Annotated in this window: 11 protein-coding genes; 9 read left to right on the top strand and 2 right to left on the bottom strand. The window is 56.9% G+C overall.

Going from position 1 to position 18977, the window contains the following annotated elements; genetic code table 11:
- Positions 1-7: 7 nt before the first annotated feature.
- Together ACF8E5_RS08355 and ACF8E5_RS08350 are read right to left on the bottom strand one after the other, a co-directional pair.
- Entirely contained in the window at positions 8-601 is a 594-nt protein-coding gene (locus ACF8E5_RS08355) for a hypothetical protein (protein ID WP_392475124.1), read from the bottom strand.
- An 11-nt stretch (positions 602-612) separates the two neighbouring features.
- The gene (locus tag ACF8E5_RS08350; RefSeq protein ID WP_392475123.1) at positions 613-1482 is read right to left on the bottom strand and encodes a GTPase; all 870 of its coding nucleotides are present in this window, start codon (positions 1480-1482) and stop codon (positions 613-615) included.
- Positions 1483-1972: 490 nt separating this feature from the next.
- Here ACF8E5_RS08350 and ACF8E5_RS08345 point away from each other — a divergent pair, with 490 nt between their 5' ends.
- The 9 genes from ACF8E5_RS08345 (at position 1973) to ACF8E5_RS08305 (ending at position 18977) form a co-directional block, all read left to right on the top strand.
- Positions 1973-2716, top strand: coding sequence for a hypothetical protein (locus ACF8E5_RS08345; RefSeq protein ID WP_392475122.1), 744 nt, complete (start codon positions 1973-1975; stop codon positions 2714-2716).
- An 89-nt stretch (positions 2717-2805) separates the two neighbouring features.
- Positions 2806-4233, top strand: coding sequence for a DUF262 domain-containing protein (locus ACF8E5_RS08340; RefSeq protein ID WP_392475121.1), 1428 nt, complete (start codon positions 2806-2808; stop codon positions 4231-4233).
- The gene (locus ACF8E5_RS08335; RefSeq protein ID WP_145128982.1) at positions 4223-6253 is read left to right on the top strand and encodes a DUF262 domain-containing protein; all 2031 of its coding nucleotides are present in this window, start codon (positions 4223-4225) and stop codon (positions 6251-6253) included. Before ACF8E5_RS08340 ends, ACF8E5_RS08335 begins: the two co-directional genes overlap by 11 nt.
- A 367-nt stretch (positions 6254-6620) precedes the next feature.
- Positions 6621-8813, top strand: a complete 2193-nt coding sequence (gene zorA1 / locus ACF8E5_RS08330) for a type I Zorya anti-phage system protein ZorA1 (RefSeq protein ID WP_145128984.1) — start codon at positions 6621-6623, stop codon at positions 8811-8813.
- A gap of 13 nt (positions 8814-8826) precedes the next feature.
- Positions 8827-9570, top strand: a complete 744-nt coding sequence (gene zorB1, locus ACF8E5_RS08325) for a type I Zorya anti-phage system protein ZorB1 (protein ID WP_015269894.1) — start codon at positions 8827-8829, stop codon at positions 9568-9570.
- Positions 9567-11195 (top strand): type I Zorya anti-phage system protein ZorC, encoded by a 1629-nt coding sequence (gene zorC, locus ACF8E5_RS08320; RefSeq protein WP_392475120.1) that lies wholly within the window; start codon positions 9567-9569, stop codon positions 11193-11195. Before zorB1 ends, zorC begins: the two co-directional genes overlap by 4 nt.
- Complete coding sequence (zorD, locus tag ACF8E5_RS08315; protein ID WP_392475119.1) at positions 11195-14443, top strand: type I Zorya anti-phage system protein ZorD; 3249 nt, start codon at positions 11195-11197, stop codon at positions 14441-14443. The genes zorC and zorD overlap by 1 nt, the downstream gene beginning before the upstream one ends.
- Positions 14444-15243: 800 nt before the next feature.
- Positions 15244-17619 carry an EcoAI/FtnUII family type I restriction enzme subunit R gene (gene hsdR / locus ACF8E5_RS08310; RefSeq protein ID WP_145128991.1) on the top strand — a complete coding sequence of 792 codons (2376 nt, stop codon included), beginning with the start codon at positions 15244-15246 and terminating at the stop codon, positions 17617-17619.
- 38 nt (positions 17620-17657) lie between these two features.
- Positions 17658-18977, top strand: a complete 1320-nt coding sequence (locus tag ACF8E5_RS08305) for an HNH endonuclease (protein WP_392475118.1) — start codon at positions 17658-17660, stop codon at positions 18975-18977.

Raw genomic sequence — 18977 nt, 5'->3', positions numbered from 1 at the left:
GGATCAATTACGCCTGAGGGAGAAGTTGACGTTTCAGCTGCTGCAGCCGCTCGATACGTGCCAGGGTCGCTTGCGCCTGGGCGAGCGCTGCTTGGTCGGAGGCAGACGCCTCTGCAGGCGCGGTCACGGATTCGAGCAGATTCACGCCTTGCATGAAATGAGCGATGTGGCCGCCTTCCATGGCGAGCGACGCCTGAAGAATGGCTTTGACCGTCTTGCCGTAACTCGATGTCGACGATGCGGTGCTACGGATGCGTTGTTCGAGCTGATCCCCTGGCACCCCTTCGAGCGTCAAGCGGGTCATCTTGTTGACACTTTCAGTGACCGGATTGTGTTTGTCTGACGAGGCGGCCAGCGTAGATGCCGCTCCCCTGAGCTGGGCCTTGAGTTGTTCCCGTCGGTCGCCTGCAAGTGACTGCACGCGGGCTTTCAGGTTTTCGCGTTCCCGCTGGCGCTTGGCTTCCTGCTCCTGCGGACGCCGTTCGCTATCGTCGTGGTGCGTGGTGCTACTCGAAGATGGCGGGCTGTCGTCACTGACCGCTTTGGCAATGGCGGCGGCAGCAGCGACTGCTGCAACGCCGATCAACCAGGGTAGAGGCATTGCAAGTCTCCTTACTTGAGGCTGTCGAGTTTGGTGCGTGCTTTTTGCATTTCGGACGTATGAGCTTTGAAGGTGCGCCGAGCGCCGTCGATGTGCTCTACGAAGGCTTTGGCCTTGACCACATATGGTTCGGTGATCTGCTCGATCAGCTTGAGGTCCCGTTCGATCTCAGCGTCGATCCGCTCGCCCAGCTCCAAAGCACGCCGTGCCAGGCGCCTATGCCGGGCCTCTGCCAGAGACTGAGCGAGGCTTTTCGAAAGTGTTTGCAGATGCTGCGCCAACTGTGGGATGCCGCTTTTCTCGCAGAGCCCTTGCTTGTTCTTCTCTACACCGTTTTTGAAGCGCGTGTTGGAGATGACGAAGCATTCAGGCGCCGTACCCAGATGAATCAAGGCCTGGCGTTCGATGGTGTCCTTGACTGCGGCGAGGTCGGCGTCCTGCAGCTTGTCCAGCTGGCTGATCACTAGCACCACCCGCTCGCCAACATCCTGGCCATAAGCGCTGCGCAGCTGGTCGAGTAGGGCCACTTCTTCCTGGTCCAGTTCACCAGGCGGGGCATGAACGAACAGCACAACATCAGCAGCATCGAGGCCCTGGTTCGCTTGTTGAGTGTCATCCTGGTCATAGCCCAGACCTGGGGTATCCACCAGTACGTAGTTGTCGAGTTCCAGCGCTTGGTTGGTACGGGTGGTACGCACATCACCGGTTTGGAAATGCTCGTCGCTGGCGTGGCCGCTGAGCATATTGAGCAGGGAGCTTTTCCCTGCCTTGACCAGGCCCCAGGCGGCAATGCGGGGCTTGCTCGGGGGGGCATTGTCGCGCTGGTTAACAAACAGCTGGTACTCCGCCTCCAGCGCCTCAAGTCGTTTGGTTCGGTCCATCAGTCAGCGTCTCCTGTCGCATCACTGTTGTTTGCAGTGCATCAGCCCACTGCCAGGCTCAGGGTGCAGAGCATGATGTCATACGGCTATTAAATATGCATTTTGACTTTATTGCCGAGCGCGATCGGTAGGCATTGGCAGGAAAGTTACGGCTTTAGCCTTGAGATGTTAAGCCTTGGGCAAGCTCACAATGGGTTCGGGCTATCCAGCTTCATCGGATTAATGACCAGAATCCGCTTGCCTAGTAGGTTGGCGCTGTCACCCAGTTGATCTGGCATGACGCTGCTGTACCAGATGGCGACCCCCATGACACCAGGTTCGAGGAGGGATGGTAGAGTTTTAACATGCCATGGTGGCATTATGCCCTCTCAATCATACGGTTTTTGCAGGGGAAGGCTGTGGTCGCACTGTGAGCTCATCTCCAACTTTTGCAATCGTGGCAAACCAGCTCGTTACATCCACCCAAGGTCCCGCTCAAGGAATGAACGCAATGATCAAAAAATCGGTGACGGAGCTCGCGTTCGTCAACAGTAAATCGCCCCTACCCACCGTCGAGGTCGATTCGCAGTCCATCGAGGACGCAGGTTTTAGCATCTACCGCACGGTGATGCAGGTACTCACTCAATTGGCTGAGCAGGACGCATCACTGCGGGCGACTCTCTACATGTACGGTACTGTCAGCGTCAATTTCCGCGAGCCGTGCTGGTCTGAATTTTTGCTGGTCGCAGGCCCAGAAAAAGTGTTGCGTGCCTTGGGGGCTGGCTTTGACCGTTTGCCGGCCGTGAAGTCGCGATTCAGTGATTACGTTCCGTCTTCCGCAGCCCTGCGCACCTTCCATGTCCAGGATGGCTTAGTGTGGGAGCAAGAGGATGCCAGCACATGGTACTCCCATGCCCAGACGCTGGCTGACCTGACCGCTGAAGTCGACGAGGCTGAAGAGGCCGACGACGATGGCGAGCTGATCGAGGAGGATGACGCGGAAGAGACCTGGGATACCGAGGACCTGGAGGCTTCTGATGATCAGGAAGAAGACTCAACGGTCGTTATCGGAAACCGGAAGGCGGCTCGCTATCGGGCCGCACGCTCGGATGCGAAAGTGAGCACCATCCGGGCAAGGATCGAAGATGTCTTCGGATTACCGGAAGGTTCTGTCGCACTCTGTGGGCCAGACGGCCGCGCGTTGCGAGGAAACGCGCTGATCAGGACGCTGCGTAACCGTTGGGACGAAAATTGATTCGGGAAATTCTACCCGCCAAGCCGAGTTCGCTTGTACGGGTCAGTACTCTGTCTTTTGCAGAGTTACTCAATGCAAGCGATTGGCCGTTGGCATTGGACAGCTATCAGCGTGGTTTCGTCTGGGGGCCAGACAAGCTGACGCAACTGGTCAATGACCTAGCAACATATGCAGCACAGGCGGATATCACCCTGCCTTACTACATGGGTGGTGTACTACTGCATCGCGACGCAAGCCAGTCGAAGCGGTTCATCATCGATGGTCAGCAGCGCATCACCGCGCTGTCGCTGTTGTACCACCGCTCTACCGGCAAGCTGCCAGTGGGGCAGGCACTCAGCTATTCGGGACAATCCGCGCGACATATTGCTGAAGGATTGCAGGCATTGAGGCAAATGGAGGCGATTGCGCCGCAGATCATCGAAAGGCTGCGACTGACAGTGATCGAAGTGGACCGGACTGACCTCGCTTTCACCTTCTTCGACACCCAGAACAACCGCGGGGTGCGCTTGGAGGCCACTGACCTGCTCAAGGCCTATCACCTGCGTGCGATCGACTACGCGCAAGGGAAGACTGAACTCAAGGCTGCTCTGCAGAGGGACTGTGCAGAGCGCTGGGAGAGGCTGCAACGCCACCCGGCGGTGCTGAGCCCAGGTCAGGACTTCGCCCCTAATTTATTCCATCGTTTTCTCTGGCGTGCGCGGCGTTGGCGCGGATCGCACACGCCTGCGGGGAAGCACGAACCGCTCCTGGCAGAATTCCAGCGCGACACTTGGCCCCACGCCGCCGACACCCGTAGCGGTATTGACAGCGTGCCGCTCTACGCGACCCGGCACAATCGGCTAGCGTCCTGCATGACGCTGGCGGGGGATGGTGATTATGTGCTGCAGGGTAGCCAGCTGCGAGTCGGGCAAAATCCTGCAAGCCTGCCTATGGCGTTGCGTCAGCCCATCCATGAAGGTGTTGGGTTCTTTCTATACGCAGACAAGTACGCAGCGTTGCTGCAACGGCTAATGAATGATCCTGCGCCTTGTCCGCAGGTCAGTATCTTCCGCACGATTTATAAACAGCTGCTGCGTAGTAACCAGGAGTACCTGCGCGAGATCTTCATGCTCTGTAGCCTGATGTATGTCGATCAGTTCGACGTTGAACAACTGACCGCTTTTGCCCTGCGCTTGGAGTTTTTGCTGGGCGCGATTCGCCTGGAGAAAAAACAGGTCAAGCAGGAAACCGCGGCCAATTTCTTCAGGCTGGCCGAGCTGAACCTATTGGATGTGATTGCCCAGAGTTACCACCCAAAGCAGGTGCTGGATTTCCTTCAGCACCGACAACAAGCGGTGACGTCTTCGTATGCTAACGAAACGGTATCAGCAGGGCATGGGGTGCAGGGGCGATACAAGAGGGCGGTCCTGGATTTCTATCAAGGGCAGTTGGACTGCGAATGCTCGACCCTTGCGGGTAAATCGCTATGGCTCGAAACGTACTTGAAGACTTGTCAGGAAGATCGCCATGAGTATTGATTCCCGTCTCTTCACCTTGGAACAGCTGGTTAATCAAGACGACGCGGCCTGGTGCTTCAACGTGCCTATCTACCAGCGGCTGTACGTCTGGGGTGATGATCAGATCAAGACATTGCTGACCGATATGGCGAATGCTTTTGATCGGGGCGAAGACCAGTTTTTTCTGGGTGGTGCCCTGCTGGTTGAAAAACCCTCTGAGCAAGATCGCCTTAAGGGTCTGCGCCGCTTCGACCTGATCGATGGGCAGCAGCGCTTCACGACGCTGTGGATGCTCAGCACGGTCGCCATATGGAACCAAGTGATGGGCGACTTCAGCAGGGTAGTGCTGAAGGACAGCGTGATTCCACGCCTGCATTTCTCGATCCGCGAGCAGGTGAACACCTTCCTCGCCAGCATGATGCCTGGCAAAAGTGGAGCAAGCCCAGAGATCCCCGATACTCAATGCATGAGAGAAGCTCAGCAACTAATGGCTTCTTTCAAGCAGACCTACAAGCGTGCGGATGGCAAGCTTGTGGATGACGAATACCTCAAGGAACTCGCTTGCTTCGTTTATCGCAAGGTTTCGCTCGTGCTCACACAGGTGCCTGAGGGGATGGACTTGAACAAGTTGTTTGAGGTCATCAACAACCGCGGCATCCAGCTTCAGCATCACGAAATTCTCAAGGCTAGGCTACTGCGCGACATCCCCGCCGAAAGCCGCTCCCGTTACGCAGCTTTGTGGAACGCTTGTGCCGACATGAGTGGCTTTGTCGAACGTAATCTTTGCCAGGATACACAGCTGGAGGCTCACCGCTTGGGTGATCTCTATAGCAAAGGGCAGCTGCTTCACGCAGTAGCTGTGCACGGGCTGCTCTCGCGAAGAGCGGAGGCTGCACAAGCGGAGTCTGCTGAACGACTGACCTTGGAGAACATCGTCAACGGTGCAGATCCCGAGTTTGACAATGGATACGCGACCATCGCGGCGGACGAAGGGGAGGCACCATGGGCGCGCAGTATCATTGGCTTCCCTTTGTTCCTTCTGCATGTGCTGCGTATCTGGTTGAAAGAGCAAGGGCAGCCGGATCTGCCCCGTGTGCTGGATCGGCACCTGCTTACCTTGTTCGAGGCCCATTTACTGCAGCCGGCGGAGCCCGCGCAGCGTACCGTGAGGGCACAAGGGTTCATCGACCTGCTTTGGCGTATGCGAGTGCTTTGGGATGAATACGTAATCAAGTGGGTCGATCAGGGGGATGACGAGGTTCATCAAATTTGCCACACCTCGATCTCTGCCAATGATGACAAGCGTTACATCAATCGCAGCCGTGACAATGATCTGAAACAAGGCATGTCGTTACTGCAGAGCATGCTCTACCACTCCCAGGAGATCACCACCCATTATTGGTTGACTCCGTTCCTCTATTTCATCCACAAGCATGCGCAAACCGTGCGTGGCAGCGTGGAGGAGGTTGAGCGCTACTACGGCTTCCTGTGCCATTTGGATAACCAATTGCTAGGGGAAGTGACGAGCGATCCCTTGGTAGTGCGCACGCGGGCATTCATGAATGAGCCCTGGCGTACCGCCGCTGCGCTTCAATTCGAGGCAGTGTTGCCCTGCGATTACGGCGTCGACTTTGCCCATTACTGGTTCTACAAACTGGACTTTGTGCTCTGGCATGAGCAGCATCGTGATCATGATGCATGGGGCAACTTCCGCTTCACAGCCAAGAACTCGGTGGAGCATATTTCGCCGCAGAATCCACAGGCGACCGATACCAATAAGGTCACCAGCGCCTGGCTGAACCGCTTTGGCAATCTGGCGCTAGTCTCGCGCAGCATCAACTCCGAGTACAGTAATCTGCCATACAACGAAAAGCGCCAGCGATTCCTCAACAAGCGAGCTCTTGAGAAGCGGCCAGACTCTTTGAAGATGGACTTGATATATTCGAATAGCGAATGGGGTGATGCGAAGGCAGAAGCGCATCAAACTGCAATGCGGGAGGCAATGCGACGCCATTACCAAAGGGGTTTCTGCAAAGACTAGCGCGTAGCGAAGGCTTGGGGTTTCAGCGAATCCCATGCCTTCATTCAGCCGCCTGCTTGTTAAGGCATGGAGCGCCCTCGACAAGTTTTTTCGGTCTCCCAAGTCAGGGGGCCATTAGTGGTTCCCGGCTTTACGACGGTTACGGCTCAAGCTAAGGTGATAGCATAAGGATATTATTATCTGGCATTTTTCCAAGGAAGGTTCTGGGGGCGCATTGATACGCCCATTCCACTCCGAGCTTGTAGTGCCCTAAAACGTGCTTGGCAAGGTGCTGTCGCTGTCCCCAGCGGGACAGGCGATTAGCGCATCCGTGTGGGTAATGCGGTCTTGCTGAATATCACAAAATGCTTAATTGAAGGCGGAAGGTATGGATTTTTCGACGTTGTTGCACCTGTGGGGTGCAGCAAGCTCTGAGCAGCTGATCGCACCCAAAATGGTTGTTGGTCTCGTTTTCATTCTTTGCGCTTGGTATTTCGTCCGTTACTTCTGTAGGTCATTCAAGCTTAGCGCCCAGCTGAAACGTTTGACTGTTAGCTTGCAGAACGTGAAAACTCTCGCTCCACCTCTTCGGCGGTCTGAGCTTGAACGTCTGTTCAGTGGCGGCAGATTGGAGCATTCCTGGCGTGAGTATGCTGAAACGCTGCATGATCAGTTCGAGCTCAAGGAGGGCGAACAGGTTCTTGTCCGATCGCGAGCCACTGCCGGTGCTGCACACTTCTTCTCACCGCAAAGTGTGGTTGATACCCCGCTGGGGACCGAGTTCTATAAGCACCTACCGGGTATCTTGACCGGTATCGGGATCGTCGGAACCTTCTTCGGCCTGATGCTAGGTCTTCAGCACTTTGACCCGAGCACGCCTGAACAGGTTAACGCCAGCGTCGATAAGCTGTTGAAAGACGTGCTGTTCGCTTTCATCGGCTCCTTCATTTCAATCATGGCCTCTATCGCCGTCACGCTTACTGAAAAGTGGCGCTTGGGACACTGCTACAAGCTGCTTGAGGCATTTAATGAAACCATCGACGGGCTTTTTGACAGCGGTGTCGGCGAGGAATACCTGGCCGAGCTGGTGCGATCAAGTGCTGAAAGCTCGGTGCAAACCCGTCAGTTGAAGGACAGCCTGGTAACCGATCTGCGGGAAATGCTACAGAACCTGGTTGATACCCAGGTCCGTGAAAGCCTCAGATTGGCAGATACCTTGTCGACGACCTACCGTGACTCGGGGCAGCTGCTGGCCGACCAGGTGAGCGGCGCAATTGAAAATAGCCTCAAGTCGCCGCTTGAAGCCATCGCGGGGGCCGTGCAGGCCGCCAGTGGCGATCAGTCCGGGCAGGTACAGAACCTGCTTCAGGATGTTCTGGTGGCGTTTATGAACAAGCTGGAAGGTACGTTCGGCCAGCAGTTCAATGGCCTGCACGAGTTGATGGGTCAGTCGGTTGCCGCCATGCAGTCGATGCAGCAGGGCTTCTCGACGCTGATCCAGGATATGCGTTCGGCTAGCGAGTCCTCCAATCAAAACAGTTCGACCATGATTGCCCAGCTACTGGCCGATATGCAGGCCGGACAAAACGCCATGCAAGCGGGGATGAACGAGATGCTCGCCAATCTGCAGGCTTCGGTTGCCCGTATCGGCAACGAAGGGGAGGGGGCTGGCGCTCGAATGGCCGAGCAACTGGAGAAGCTGTTTGCTCAAAGCGAGGCTCGCCAACAGGCAATGGCTGAGAATCTCCAGGCTTTTGTCGAGTCGATCAAGCAGAGCATCGGCCAAGGCCAACAGGAAACCATGGCCAAGATTGCAGGCTCCGTTGAGGTGCTGGGTGAGCAGCTCTCGGCAGTCTTCAAGCAACTGGAACAGGGCCAGCAGCAGATGGATCAATCCACCCGCGCTGCCCAAGCAGACCTGCACCAAGGTACCCGCGACCTGGTCGGTGGCCTCGACGAGCAGGTCAAGGCATTGCTGCAGACGGTTGCTGAGCAACAGAAATCTGCCCAGGACACTGTCAATGCGTTGAGCGCCCAGACAGAGCAGCATCTGCACAGCATGCAGCTAGGTGCGGACAAGATGCGGGCGGCAGCTGAGCGATTTGAAACTGCCGGCCAAAGCGTTGTGCGAGCCAGTGAATCGACTGCAGGGTTGATGGGTACAGTCCAGGGCGCAGGGGCTGAACTTGCACAGGCTTCGCGAGAGCTGAATACCGTTGTCGCGGACTACCGGAACAATCGTGAAGCGCTCGCGAAAACGCTCGCTGTCATCGAAGGGGTAGTTGCCAGTGCGCAAGGGGAAGCCAGCGGGCGCAGCCAATATCTCCAGGACCTGAAGGTTCAAAGCGAGCGGATGCAGGCGCTCAACCGTGAAGTATATGAATACCTCGAAAACATCAGCGGTGTCCTGGGTAACGGCTTCAAGGAATTCGGTGAAGGTATGGACCGGGCGTTGAGACAAACCCTGGGTAGCCTCGACACCGAGCTCGATAAAGCCGTCAAGAGCCTCGCTGGCGGTGTGGAAGGGGTCAAGGAAAGTCTCGAAGATTTCGGCGACATCATGGAACGTATCAGGCGGTAACGGAGGCTAGTCGATGTTTGGTAAGCAAATGCCTTCGGCTGCCCGTTCAAAGGACGAGGGAGAGAAGCCTTTCTGGATTTCCTTCGCTGATTTGATGACCGCGATGATGATTCTGTTTCTCGTGGTCATGGTGGCGGCTTTGAGCTCCGTGACTCAGCGGATCAACCAGGCGGAACAGGGGGAGAAGCAGCGTAGCAAGGACATCAGTCAGATTTGCGAGCACCTGAGCCTCAAGGCGAAGACTGCCAGCAAGACCATCGTCGTGGACTGCAAGGACAACCGGATTAGCTTCGGCGATGCTGGCCGCTTTGGGCACAACCAGTACGCGCTGAGCAACGATGGCCAATCGGCACTTCAGGAGGTCGTGCCGATGATTCTGGACGCGGCCAACAGTGAAGAGGGGCGCAAGTGGTTCAAGCAGGTCGTGATCGAGGGGTCTACCGATACCGATGGTTCCTACCTTTATAACCTGCACCTGTCACTGCAGCGTTCGGAGTGGGTGATGTGCAGCCTGCTCGATAGTCGCAGCCCGCTCCAGGTCGGATTGTCGCCGGAGCATCAGCAGCAAATCAGATCGATGTTTCTGGCGGGTGGCGTGTCCTTCAATAATGCAAAGGACACCAAGGAAGAAAGCAGGCGAGTGGAGTTGCGCATGCAGTTCTTTGGCTTGAAGGAGAAGGAGGGCAATCTCAAGCCTGAAGTGCCGGTGTTCACTAATACTGATGTGGAAAAATGTCAGTTGGCGATGAACCGATGACCAGCTCGATCGCGAGGCTTTCCGCCGCCATTAGCCAAAGCCTGTCAGCTCATCGCACGGTGCAGGCACCAGAACCGTTGGAGCGATTTCCCCGTCTGGCTGCTGCGGGAGTCGATCTTTACGAGCGATTCGAGCGCGCTGAAAAGGCCTTGCCGCCACCCGAAGAAAAGCGCCGTGCTGCGATAAGCAAGTTTCGCAATGTACTACCACTCAACGCCTCGGAATGGCGCTTGGTATTCGCCGGCCTTTCCGACAAGAGTGAGCGCGTCGGGCCGATACTGGACGATGACCAGCTTTATGCCCGCGTACACGAAGAAGTCCATCAGCGTATCGAGAAGCGAAGGCTGAGCCGCCGGGATTGGTTGGCGCTGTGCTTCAGCTACTTTGGCTACGACGCCGCCAAGCCTGCGCAGAATGCCAATTGGTGCCTGTTGCGCGAAGACGTTCAGCTCGGGTTCGAATGCGTCAGAGACCAGCAGAAGCGAGTGAAGGAATGGGTGCAGATCGTTCAGCAGCATCAAGAGGTTTTCTCCGAGCAGGCAGGTGCCACGCTGGGTGACCAGATGTTCAAGGGCGAGATCAGCGACCTTTCGGCATTGCAGACGATTGCGCAGATCCCTGACAACAGTTGGCTGTGGCGCAGGATTTTTACCGTACTGATTTCTCGCATTTTCATGCTGGATGACGCCGAGTTTTCTCAGCGTCTGGCTGACCTTGTCGACATCGGTCGTCAGCACCCGCGGTACATGAACGACGTTTTAAGTGCGTGCTTGTCGCGTTACCACCTGGCAGCTTATCGAGAGAAACCATCATCGCTGCTCAAACAGCTCGCGCTCGACAATTGGGGTAGTCCGCAGATCCGCTCCAGACAAAACAGCTGGTTGCAGTATGTCGATAAAGATGTCTGTGCGATGGTTGTGGCGTGGTTCGCGAAGGAGGATCTGGAGCACTTCTTCAACCTGCTCAAAGGGGAAGCAGAAGTCGATCAATCTCGTCTGCATTATTGGCTGCGTTTTGCCAACCAGATGAGTTACACCCGGATTGTCATGGGTTCGGATGCCTGGCATGACAGCGGGCGAGACTTCGTCCACTTCCGAGAGAAGAACAAAGGGCGCCTCAGCCGACTGGTAGGTGGCCCCGGTCATAACAACGCCGTCATCATGCAGATCGGGAACTACTTTTTCGTGGAGTTCTCCGGTACGGGTAATGCCTGCTATGTGTATCAAGCAGACAAGTCGCCTTTCAATCCAGACAAGTTGCAGCTCGAATTGGCGAGCGAGCTGAAGCAGCCTAATCGTGCACTGGATCGAATGCGGCATTCACCTGCACCCAGTCGCCCGGACCGCATAGAGGGTTGGCTCAGCAAATTCGATTATGCCCTCGAGCAATGGGGTATTCGTGTACAGAGTCAGGCCGCAGCGGCAGGTTCAGCCAAGCCGTTGCCTTTTGAAGACCAGGTCCGTGACGCTCTAAAGTCGGTCAAACACAAGGTCGATGATCAGCGCGGGCGCGGCGGTGCATTTCAGGTCCAGCTTGATGATCATGACCCGGCCGCAGTAACTGCGCTGCAGCGCCTGGGCTTCAGGCCCGTCAATAACCAGCCACTCCGGTTCTGGAGACAGTAATGCTCAAGCGTTTCCTCAAAGGCATTGGCCTGCAGCCGAACTCGGCAGCAGAAAATACTGAGCCGGTTTTTTCCATTGAAGAGCAGGGCATCTGTTATCCCCTGAGCTTGGCGGAGAGCACGGAGTCCTGGTCGCTGGCGAGTTACCTTGATCAGCTGGAAGAAGAGGAGTTCGTCTCCCAGTTGAGCGATCGCTGGCTCTTGACGTGGGATGAGCTCTACCGGCTGCTGGATGAGCCAGAGCACGAAACAAGCCTGCCATTATTGGGGTTGCCGCCGCAGACAGGCCTCATCCCTCAATTGAGCAGCCAGGGCAGCCTTGCCTCCGACGATTTCAAGGTCTCCATCAGTGGCTGGCGTGATCCGCAGTCCAATGCCAGCGTGCAGGTGCAGCGAACGGGGGCCATCGTTCAACATCAGGGAGCCACAGAAATGCTGCCTGAGGCGTCCTGGAAACTGACCGGTGCTGTACGACAGCTTTATCTGGCACAACAAAATGAGCCCGGTGAAGTGACCAACCAGATCGGCTGGGCCAGCATCAGAAAGCTGGCGCGCAAGGCTGGCGCTGGTATGGATGGCTTCTTGGATAAGACCGTCGTTATCAAACCCGAGAAACTGCGGCTCAACCCACGAAAGTCGAAGCTTGGCGACACACCAGTTATCGAGTTGCAACCGAGCTTTGATGGCCAGCCGGCCAACTGGCTTGAGAGCTTTGACGGTGCCAAGCAGGTTCAGGATCGATACCGGGTAACGGGTGACGATGGCTCGCTGACTCATGTTCTGATTGAGCCTGAAGTCAAATCGGTACTGGACTACGTGCGTTCGTTGCCTGGGCGTCGGGTTGCTGGTGACGATGCCCTTTCATTTGTCCGTAACCCTTACAGCACGCTCGGCGAAAGTGCCGCACATGTGCTGGATGCCGAATCCTATGAAGACGAGCTAGCCGAGGCCGGTATTTTCTTTCATCGCTTCCATCTGGAACCCAAACTGGATGAAGCGGGCCAGCGTATCGAGCAGGTAACACTGACGCTCGAACCGATTTCTCCAACCCCGCAAGCGCCTATCGAAATTGAGTTCAAAGCCGCCCATGAATTCGCGCCGCTTGTGCATGAGCTGCAGCTGAAGTTGGCCGCCGGTATGCCTGCGGGCTTTTGGCAGGGCTATGAGCTGGAGCTCAGCGATTTTGATTTGCGCCAGTTGGCAGGCATCAATGACCTGCTTAAACGATGGGAAAACGAGGCGGCCGGTATCGAGTTTGACTCGGTCTTGGACCTTTCCCTCTACGGCGACCGTGTGACGGGCATTGGGGAAGCGGAAAGAATTACTTCGCCTTTCCTGGTCAAAGAGGCGACCGAGAACTGGTTGCCGAAGGATGTGGCAGCGCTGGGCATCGACGCAGAAATCCTGGGTCGGTGGGATCCTTCCGATCGTACTCAATTTGAAGCGTTTGGGCAGCGGCTGGATGAAGCACGCGCTGCCGGTGATGACACGGTCTGTTTGCCTGAGTCCGAGACACCACTCTCGATTGCCGCAGCAGAACAACTGTTGGATGCCTGGTCGAAGAAGATTGCACCTGTCGAGACCGGCCAAGTTGAGCAACGGGAGAAAGTTGGCCGCGCCGTACTGCAAATCGGCCACAACATTGACGAGCCGACTTACGTACAGGTACGTCAAGCAGCGTTACGCGCCGCTTTGGATGCAACGCCAGAGTTGCCTGGTTTGCTCAAGCCTGAGGTCGTTCTGCGTGACCATCAGTTGCAAGGCGTTGCGTGGTTGCAGCATTTGTTCAGCTTGTCCCCCATGGACGTATCGGGTTGCTTGCTCGCTGATGACATGGGGCTTGGGAAAACGATCCAGTTGCTCACCTTCCTGGTCTGGTACCTGGAACAGTACCCAAACGATCAGCCAACGCTGATCGTCGCTCCGGTTTCGTTGCTCGATAACTGGGAGCGAGAGCTTCACCGTTTCTTTTTTGCTGACGCACTGCCCGTATTGAAGCTGTACGGCTCGGCCTTGAGTGCGGTGAAGTTCAAGAAAGATGAAATCCCTGCGGACTTGAAAGCCAAAGGCATCAAGAACCTGCTGCGCCCGGGTTGGATGGGCGATGCCCGAATCGTCCTGACGACTTACGAGACACTGCGCGATCAGGAGTTTTCCCTGGCGCGCCAGCAATGGTCCATCGTCGTGTGTGACGAAGCTCAGAAGCTGAAGAACCCGGCGGCACTGGTGACTCAAGCGATCAAAGCTATCCCCGCACGCTTTCGAGTGGCGTGTACTGGTACACCAGTCGAAAATACCTTGATCGATCTCTGGTGCCTGTTCGACTTCATTCAGCCAGGATTTCTGGGCGGCTTGAACCAGTTCGGTCGCGACTATCAGCGCCCCATCGAAGCCGCACTGGAGCGTGATACGGATGCGCTGGAACGTCTGCGTGGGCTGATCGAACCGCAGACTTTGCGGCGGACCAAGCAGGACATCGCCAAGGACCTGCCGGCCAAAATCGAAGACGCAGCATGCCGTTCACTCGGCATGCATGCCCTGCAGCGTAACCTCTATCTGTCCGAAATATCCGCATACAGCCAAAAGCAGCAGATCGAAGAGCAGCTCGATCAAAAGACCTCCGGCATGCTGGGCTTGCTGCACAAGCTCAAGCTGATTTGTGCCCATCCTTGCAGCGTTCAGCCAGACACGCGGTTGCGCGACAACTCGCCGAAGCTTCAGTGGCTGATTCAGACGCTCGAGTCGATCAAAAGGGCCGGCAACGGCGACAAGGTCATCGTCTTTACCGAGTTGCGTGATATTCAGCGGGAACTGCAGCACGCGATTCAGCAGCATTTCGGGTTTCGGGCGACGGTCATCAATGGTGATACCAGTACCAGCAGTCAGAGCGCCAATAGCCGGCAGAGGCTGATCGATCAATTCCAGGAGCTGCCAGGTTTCGCGGTCATCATCCTGTCCACCATCGCCGTCGGATTCGGGGTGAACGTGCAGGCCGCCAACCACGTCATTCACTTCACGCGCTGCTGGAACCCGGCCAAGGAAGATCAGGCGACCGATCGGGCCTATCGGATTGGGCAGCAGAAGGATGTGTATGTGTACTATCCGACGGTTCGAGATGCAGCGATGCCGACGTTTGAGGCGACGCTGGATGAACTTTTGAGTAAGCGACGGGCGTTGGCGCGGGATATGTTGAATGGGGCTTCGGAGCTTCAGGCTTCGGATTTTGAGGGATTGCTGGGGGCGCGGTGAAGGCTGAGCCTTTAATTAATCAAAATCACAATCGAATTAGAAAGGTGACGGCCAGCCTCGACACACTGTTAATGCCTGCCTCCCTATGCGGGGTTACTTAGCTATGTGTCAATTATGCGTGCAGGTTGTTCATTACTGCATTGGCAATTGCAGAGCTTTCAGCCTCCTGAGGGGTTTCTAACGAAGTATCGCCAGCGAGGCCTGCCTGGATTGTTTACCTGTGAGCTTGTCCAGTCTTGGCGCCGGCAGCTCAATGGCCTACGGTGCGCTGAAGTTTGCATCGCAGGTCGCATACGTCGAAGCAGCTGTGATGTCCATGATGCCGAGTAGGTTGAGCGAAGAGCTATCCGCCTCGGACTCAGCATCGCATTCTTCGTGACGGCGGCATCGATGGCCCATTGGATTACTCGCATCCGCTGTTCTGTGAGCGCATCTGCCTTTGCTTTCTCACCGGGGGCAGCTCCCGGCAGCTTCAGGACAGACGGGGGATAGTGATGATCCAGCGGCGTGATCCAGTCGCACGGGGGATGTTCATTTCGCCATGCTCTGACGTCACAACGCCGCTCGAGTAGCTTGAGTGGAATACTGGTGCTACCTCTGCGCAAAAAACAACGCGTTTTGATGGGACGCGAGCTTTACCCATGCTGGCGGGATAGATATTGTGACGTCGTTCGCACACAGTTAGGTCAAAGAGCCATCAGGGACGTAATCAAGGGTTCTAGCGTACACTTTTACGCCGTCCCAATAATCTCCTCGCTAACCAGATATGCGAGGTCAAGGTAGTTCAACGGGACGGATACATGGACAAGAATTCACTGACTGAGCGCGACATCTGCAGCAAATACATCACACCGGCCATCACCGCGGCGGGCTGGGATTTGCACAAGCAGGTTCGTGAGGAAGTCAGCTTTACTAAGGGGCGCATCATCGTCCGTGGCAAGCTGCACAGCCGGGGTGAATCGCGTCGCGCAGACTACATCCTGTATCACCAGGCCAACCTGCCGCTGGCTGTTATCGAAGCCAAGGACAACAAGCATGCCCTCGGCGCCGGAATGCAGCAGGCGCTCGGTTATGCCGAGGCGCTGGATGTGCCGTTCGTGTTCTCCAGCAACGGTGACGGTTTTCTCTTCCATGATCGCAGCGGTACCGGCGCGCAGAAGGAAACCGAGCTGAGCCTGGGGCAGTTCCCCAGCCCCGAGGAGCTGTGGCAGCGCTACTGTCAGTGGAAGGGCCTCAGCGGCGAAAGCCAGCAGAAGGCCGAAGCCCCGTATTACGACGACGGCTCCGGGCGCATGCCGCGCTACTACCAGATGAACGCCGTCAACCGTACCGTTGAGGCCGTGGCGCGCGGGCAGGATCGCATCCTGCTGGTCATGGCCACCGGCACCGGCAAGACCTACACGGCCTTCCAGATCATCTGGCGCTTGTGGAAGTCTGGGCAGAAGAAACGCATCCTCTTCCTCGCCGACCGCAACATCCTCGTCGACCAGACCAAGAACAACGACTTCAAGCCCTTCGGCCAGGCGATGACTAAGATTGCCAAACGGCAGATCGAAAAGTCCTACGAAATCTACCTGTCGCTGTATCAGGCCGTGACCGGCAACGAAGAAGAGAAGAATGTCTACAAGCAGTTTTCCCGCGATTTCTTCGACCTCGTGGTGATCGACGAATGCCACCGAGGCAGCGCCTCCGAAGACTCGGCCTGGCGCGAGATTCTCGACTACTTCTCCGGTGCCACCCACATCGGCCTGACCGCTACGCCGAAGGAGACCAAAGAGGTTTCCAGCATCACCTACTTCGGTGAGCCGGTGTACAGCTACACCCTCAAGCAAGGCATCGAAGATGGCTTCCTCGCCCCGTACAAAGTGGTGCGCATCGACTTCGACAAAGACCTGCAAGGCTGGCGCCCGCCCAAGGGCACGCGCGACAAGAACGGTGAGCTGATCGAAGACCGCGTCTATGACCTCAAGGACATGGACCGCGACCTGGTGATCGAAGCGCGCACCCAGTTGGTCGCCCGAAAGGTCACCGAATACCTGACCGCCACCGACCCCTTCCAGAAAACCATCATCTTCTGCGACGACATTGACCACGCCGAGCGCATGCGCCAGGCCCTGGTCAACCTCAACCCCAAGCGCGTTGAGGAAAACCGCAAATACGTGATGCGCATTACCGGCGACGACAAGGAAGGCAAGGCCGAGCTGGACAACTTCATCGACCCCGAGTCGCGCTACCCGGTGATCGCAACCACCAGCAAACTGATGACCACCGGCGTGGATGCCCAGACCTGCAAACTGGTGGTGCTCGACCAGCACATCAAATCCATGACCGAGTTCAAACAGATCATCGGTCGTGGCACCCGTATCAACGAGGATTACGGCAAGTACTGGTTCACCATCATGGACTTCAAGAAAGCCACCGAACTGTTTGCCGACCCGGCCTTCGATGGCGAGCCCGTAGTGATCTACAACCCCGAGGGCGACTCCACACCGGTGCCGCCGGAGGAAACCGAGGGTGAAGAGGGTGACGTGATCGACGGTGGCGCGGGGGCAACCGAAGGTGACGAAACCACCGGCGGCGGTGCCGATGATGACGGCAAGAAGCGCGTCAAATACGTGATCAACAACGTCGCTGTCCATGTCATAGCCGAGCGCGTGCAGTACTACGGCCCGGACGGTAAGCTGATAACCGAATCGCTGCGCGACTACACCCGCACCTGCCTGAAGAAACAGTTCGCCTCGCTAAATGACTTTCTGCGGCGCTGGAGCGACGCAGAGCAGAAGAAAGCCATCATCGACGAACTGGCCAGCGAAGGCGTGATGTGGGAAGCCTTGGCCGAGGAAGTCGAAGCCAAGCGCGGCCAGCCGCTCGACCCCTTCGACCTGATTTGCCATATCGCCTTCGACCAGCCGCCGCTCACCCGCAAGGAACGCGCCGAGCAGGTGAAAAAGCGTAACTACTTTGCCAAATACTCCGGCGCCGCCCGCCAGGTACTGGAAGCCCTGCTCGACAAATACGCTGACACTGGCGTCGAGCACATCGAAGACATCAAGATTCTGCAGCTGGCGCCGTTCAGCCAGATCGGTGCGCCGATTGAACTGGTCAGGGCGTTTGGTGGCAAACCGGGTTATCAGGAAGCCATACAGGCGCTGGAGAGCGAGCTTTATGCATCGTGACGTATACCCTCGCGTTACCCACTTTGTGAGTTTGCAAGATGGAACCTAAGAGCAAGGATCAATGGCGCGACTTCCTGGCGACCGCTATGGAAACAGCCCCGCCTATTACACCTGCGCGGGCAATTCGTCAGGTCAGTACTCAGGAGTATGTGCAGGCGCTGCGTCTTATTGAACCTGAAATTACTGACAAGCAGCGACGCATGCTGATCGGCCATGCCCAGGCCAAAGAACATGCCTTGACCATGTCAGAGCTGGCAGAGCAGGTTGGTTTTCCCAGCTACAGTGCAGCCAATTTGCAGTACGGCCTGCTGGCCGCAAAACTGGCAGACAGCCTTGCCATTGCTCGACCAACATTCCTGGTCTACGTGATCGCCAGATTTGATGCAGACCCTGAAACGTCCCACAGCCGGGCGTATATGTACCCGGAGTTGGTAGTTGCGCTGCGGGAACTGGGTTGGTTAGAGGTGCCTGCTTGCAGCCGGTCAGGGGCGGCCGCTCGGACCCTGTCCAATGTCCGGCCGAGTATCCAGGAGGTGCTGTCCGTTCTACTGAGTGCGGGTTTCCAGCGTCCTCAGCAGTCAGGGCTGAAGGTCGTCAGAATGGAACATCCTCGCCTTGGCGAGGCTCTGTTTGTCAAACAAAGCACCAGCCTGGAATCCCGCTTGCAAGCACCGCTGGTACTACACCCACGCTATAAGGAGCGCTTGCAACAGATATTGGCGATTGCCGGTGTCGAGCGTGGGAGTACGAGCTACTACCACAACTCCAATCTGCGTGGTTTCCCCAAGCGCCGCAACGGCGGGGAAACCGATATCGCTTATGGCATCGATCTTGGCTTTAGCCATGCCGCTGCCTTGGAACAGACCCTTGAATATCTCCTGGGCGCAAAAACCGCTGTCGCGGTGGCCTTGCCCGCCTCGCAAGAATTAGTCGAGGCTGAGGTGCTTGATCTGTCAGAGCAGGCCCACAGCGACACCGAACGCGACGCCCTGATCAAGGCCCGCATCGGTCAGAGCGGCTACCGCGACGACCTGCTGGCCTACTGGGGCGGTTGTGCGGTTACCGACTGTTGCGTACCGGAGCTGTTGCGGGCGTCGCATATCAAACCCTGGCATGCTGCCAGCCCGGCCGAGCGGCTTGATCCGTTCAACGGGCTGTTGCTCACCCCCAATCTCGATCTGGCCTTCGACCGTGGCCTGATCAGTTTTGACGATCACGGGCAGATTCTCCTCGGTGAGGATCTCGACCCCGACAGCGCCCGTGCGCTCAACATCACCCCCTCTCTGCGCTTACGCCAGATCGAACCGCAGCATCGCGGCTATCTGGCCTGGCACCGTGAACACCTTTTCAGGAAGTAA

Origin of the sequence: Pseudomonas sp. WSY_20, assembly GCF_043104335.1 — a bacterium.
GTDB classification, from domain to species: domain Bacteria; phylum Pseudomonadota; class Gammaproteobacteria; order Pseudomonadales; family Pseudomonadaceae; genus Aquipseudomonas; species Aquipseudomonas parafulva_B.
Note: the sequence above shows the minus strand (reverse complement) of the source record. Positions and strands in the feature narration are given on the sequence as shown.

Coding starts and splice junctions, on each gene's coding strand:
- ACF8E5_RS08305 (WP_392475118.1), top strand. CDS start 17,658: ATGGAACCTAAGAGCAAGGATCAATGGCGCGACTTCCTGGCGACCGCT.
- zorB1 (WP_015269894.1), top strand. CDS start 8,827: ATGTTTGGTAAGCAAATGCCTTCGGCTGCCCGTTCAAAGGACGAGGGA.
- ACF8E5_RS08355 (WP_392475124.1), bottom strand. CDS start 601: ATGCCTCTACCCTGGTTGATCGGCGTTGCAGCAGTCGCTGCTGCCGCC.
- zorC (WP_392475120.1), top strand. CDS start 9,567: ATGACCAGCTCGATCGCGAGGCTTTCCGCCGCCATTAGCCAAAGCCTG.
- hsdR (WP_145128991.1), top strand. CDS start 15,244: ATGGACAAGAATTCACTGACTGAGCGCGACATCTGCAGCAAATACATC.
- ACF8E5_RS08345 (WP_392475122.1), top strand. CDS start 1,973: ATGATCAAAAAATCGGTGACGGAGCTCGCGTTCGTCAACAGTAAATCG.
- zorD (WP_392475119.1), top strand. CDS start 11,195: ATGCTCAAGCGTTTCCTCAAAGGCATTGGCCTGCAGCCGAACTCGGCA.
- ACF8E5_RS08335 (WP_145128982.1), top strand. CDS start 4,223: ATGAGTATTGATTCCCGTCTCTTCACCTTGGAACAGCTGGTTAATCAA.
- zorA1 (WP_145128984.1), top strand. CDS start 6,621: ATGGATTTTTCGACGTTGTTGCACCTGTGGGGTGCAGCAAGCTCTGAG.
- ACF8E5_RS08350 (WP_392475123.1), bottom strand. CDS start 1,482: ATGGACCGAACCAAACGACTTGAGGCGCTGGAGGCGGAGTACCAGCTG.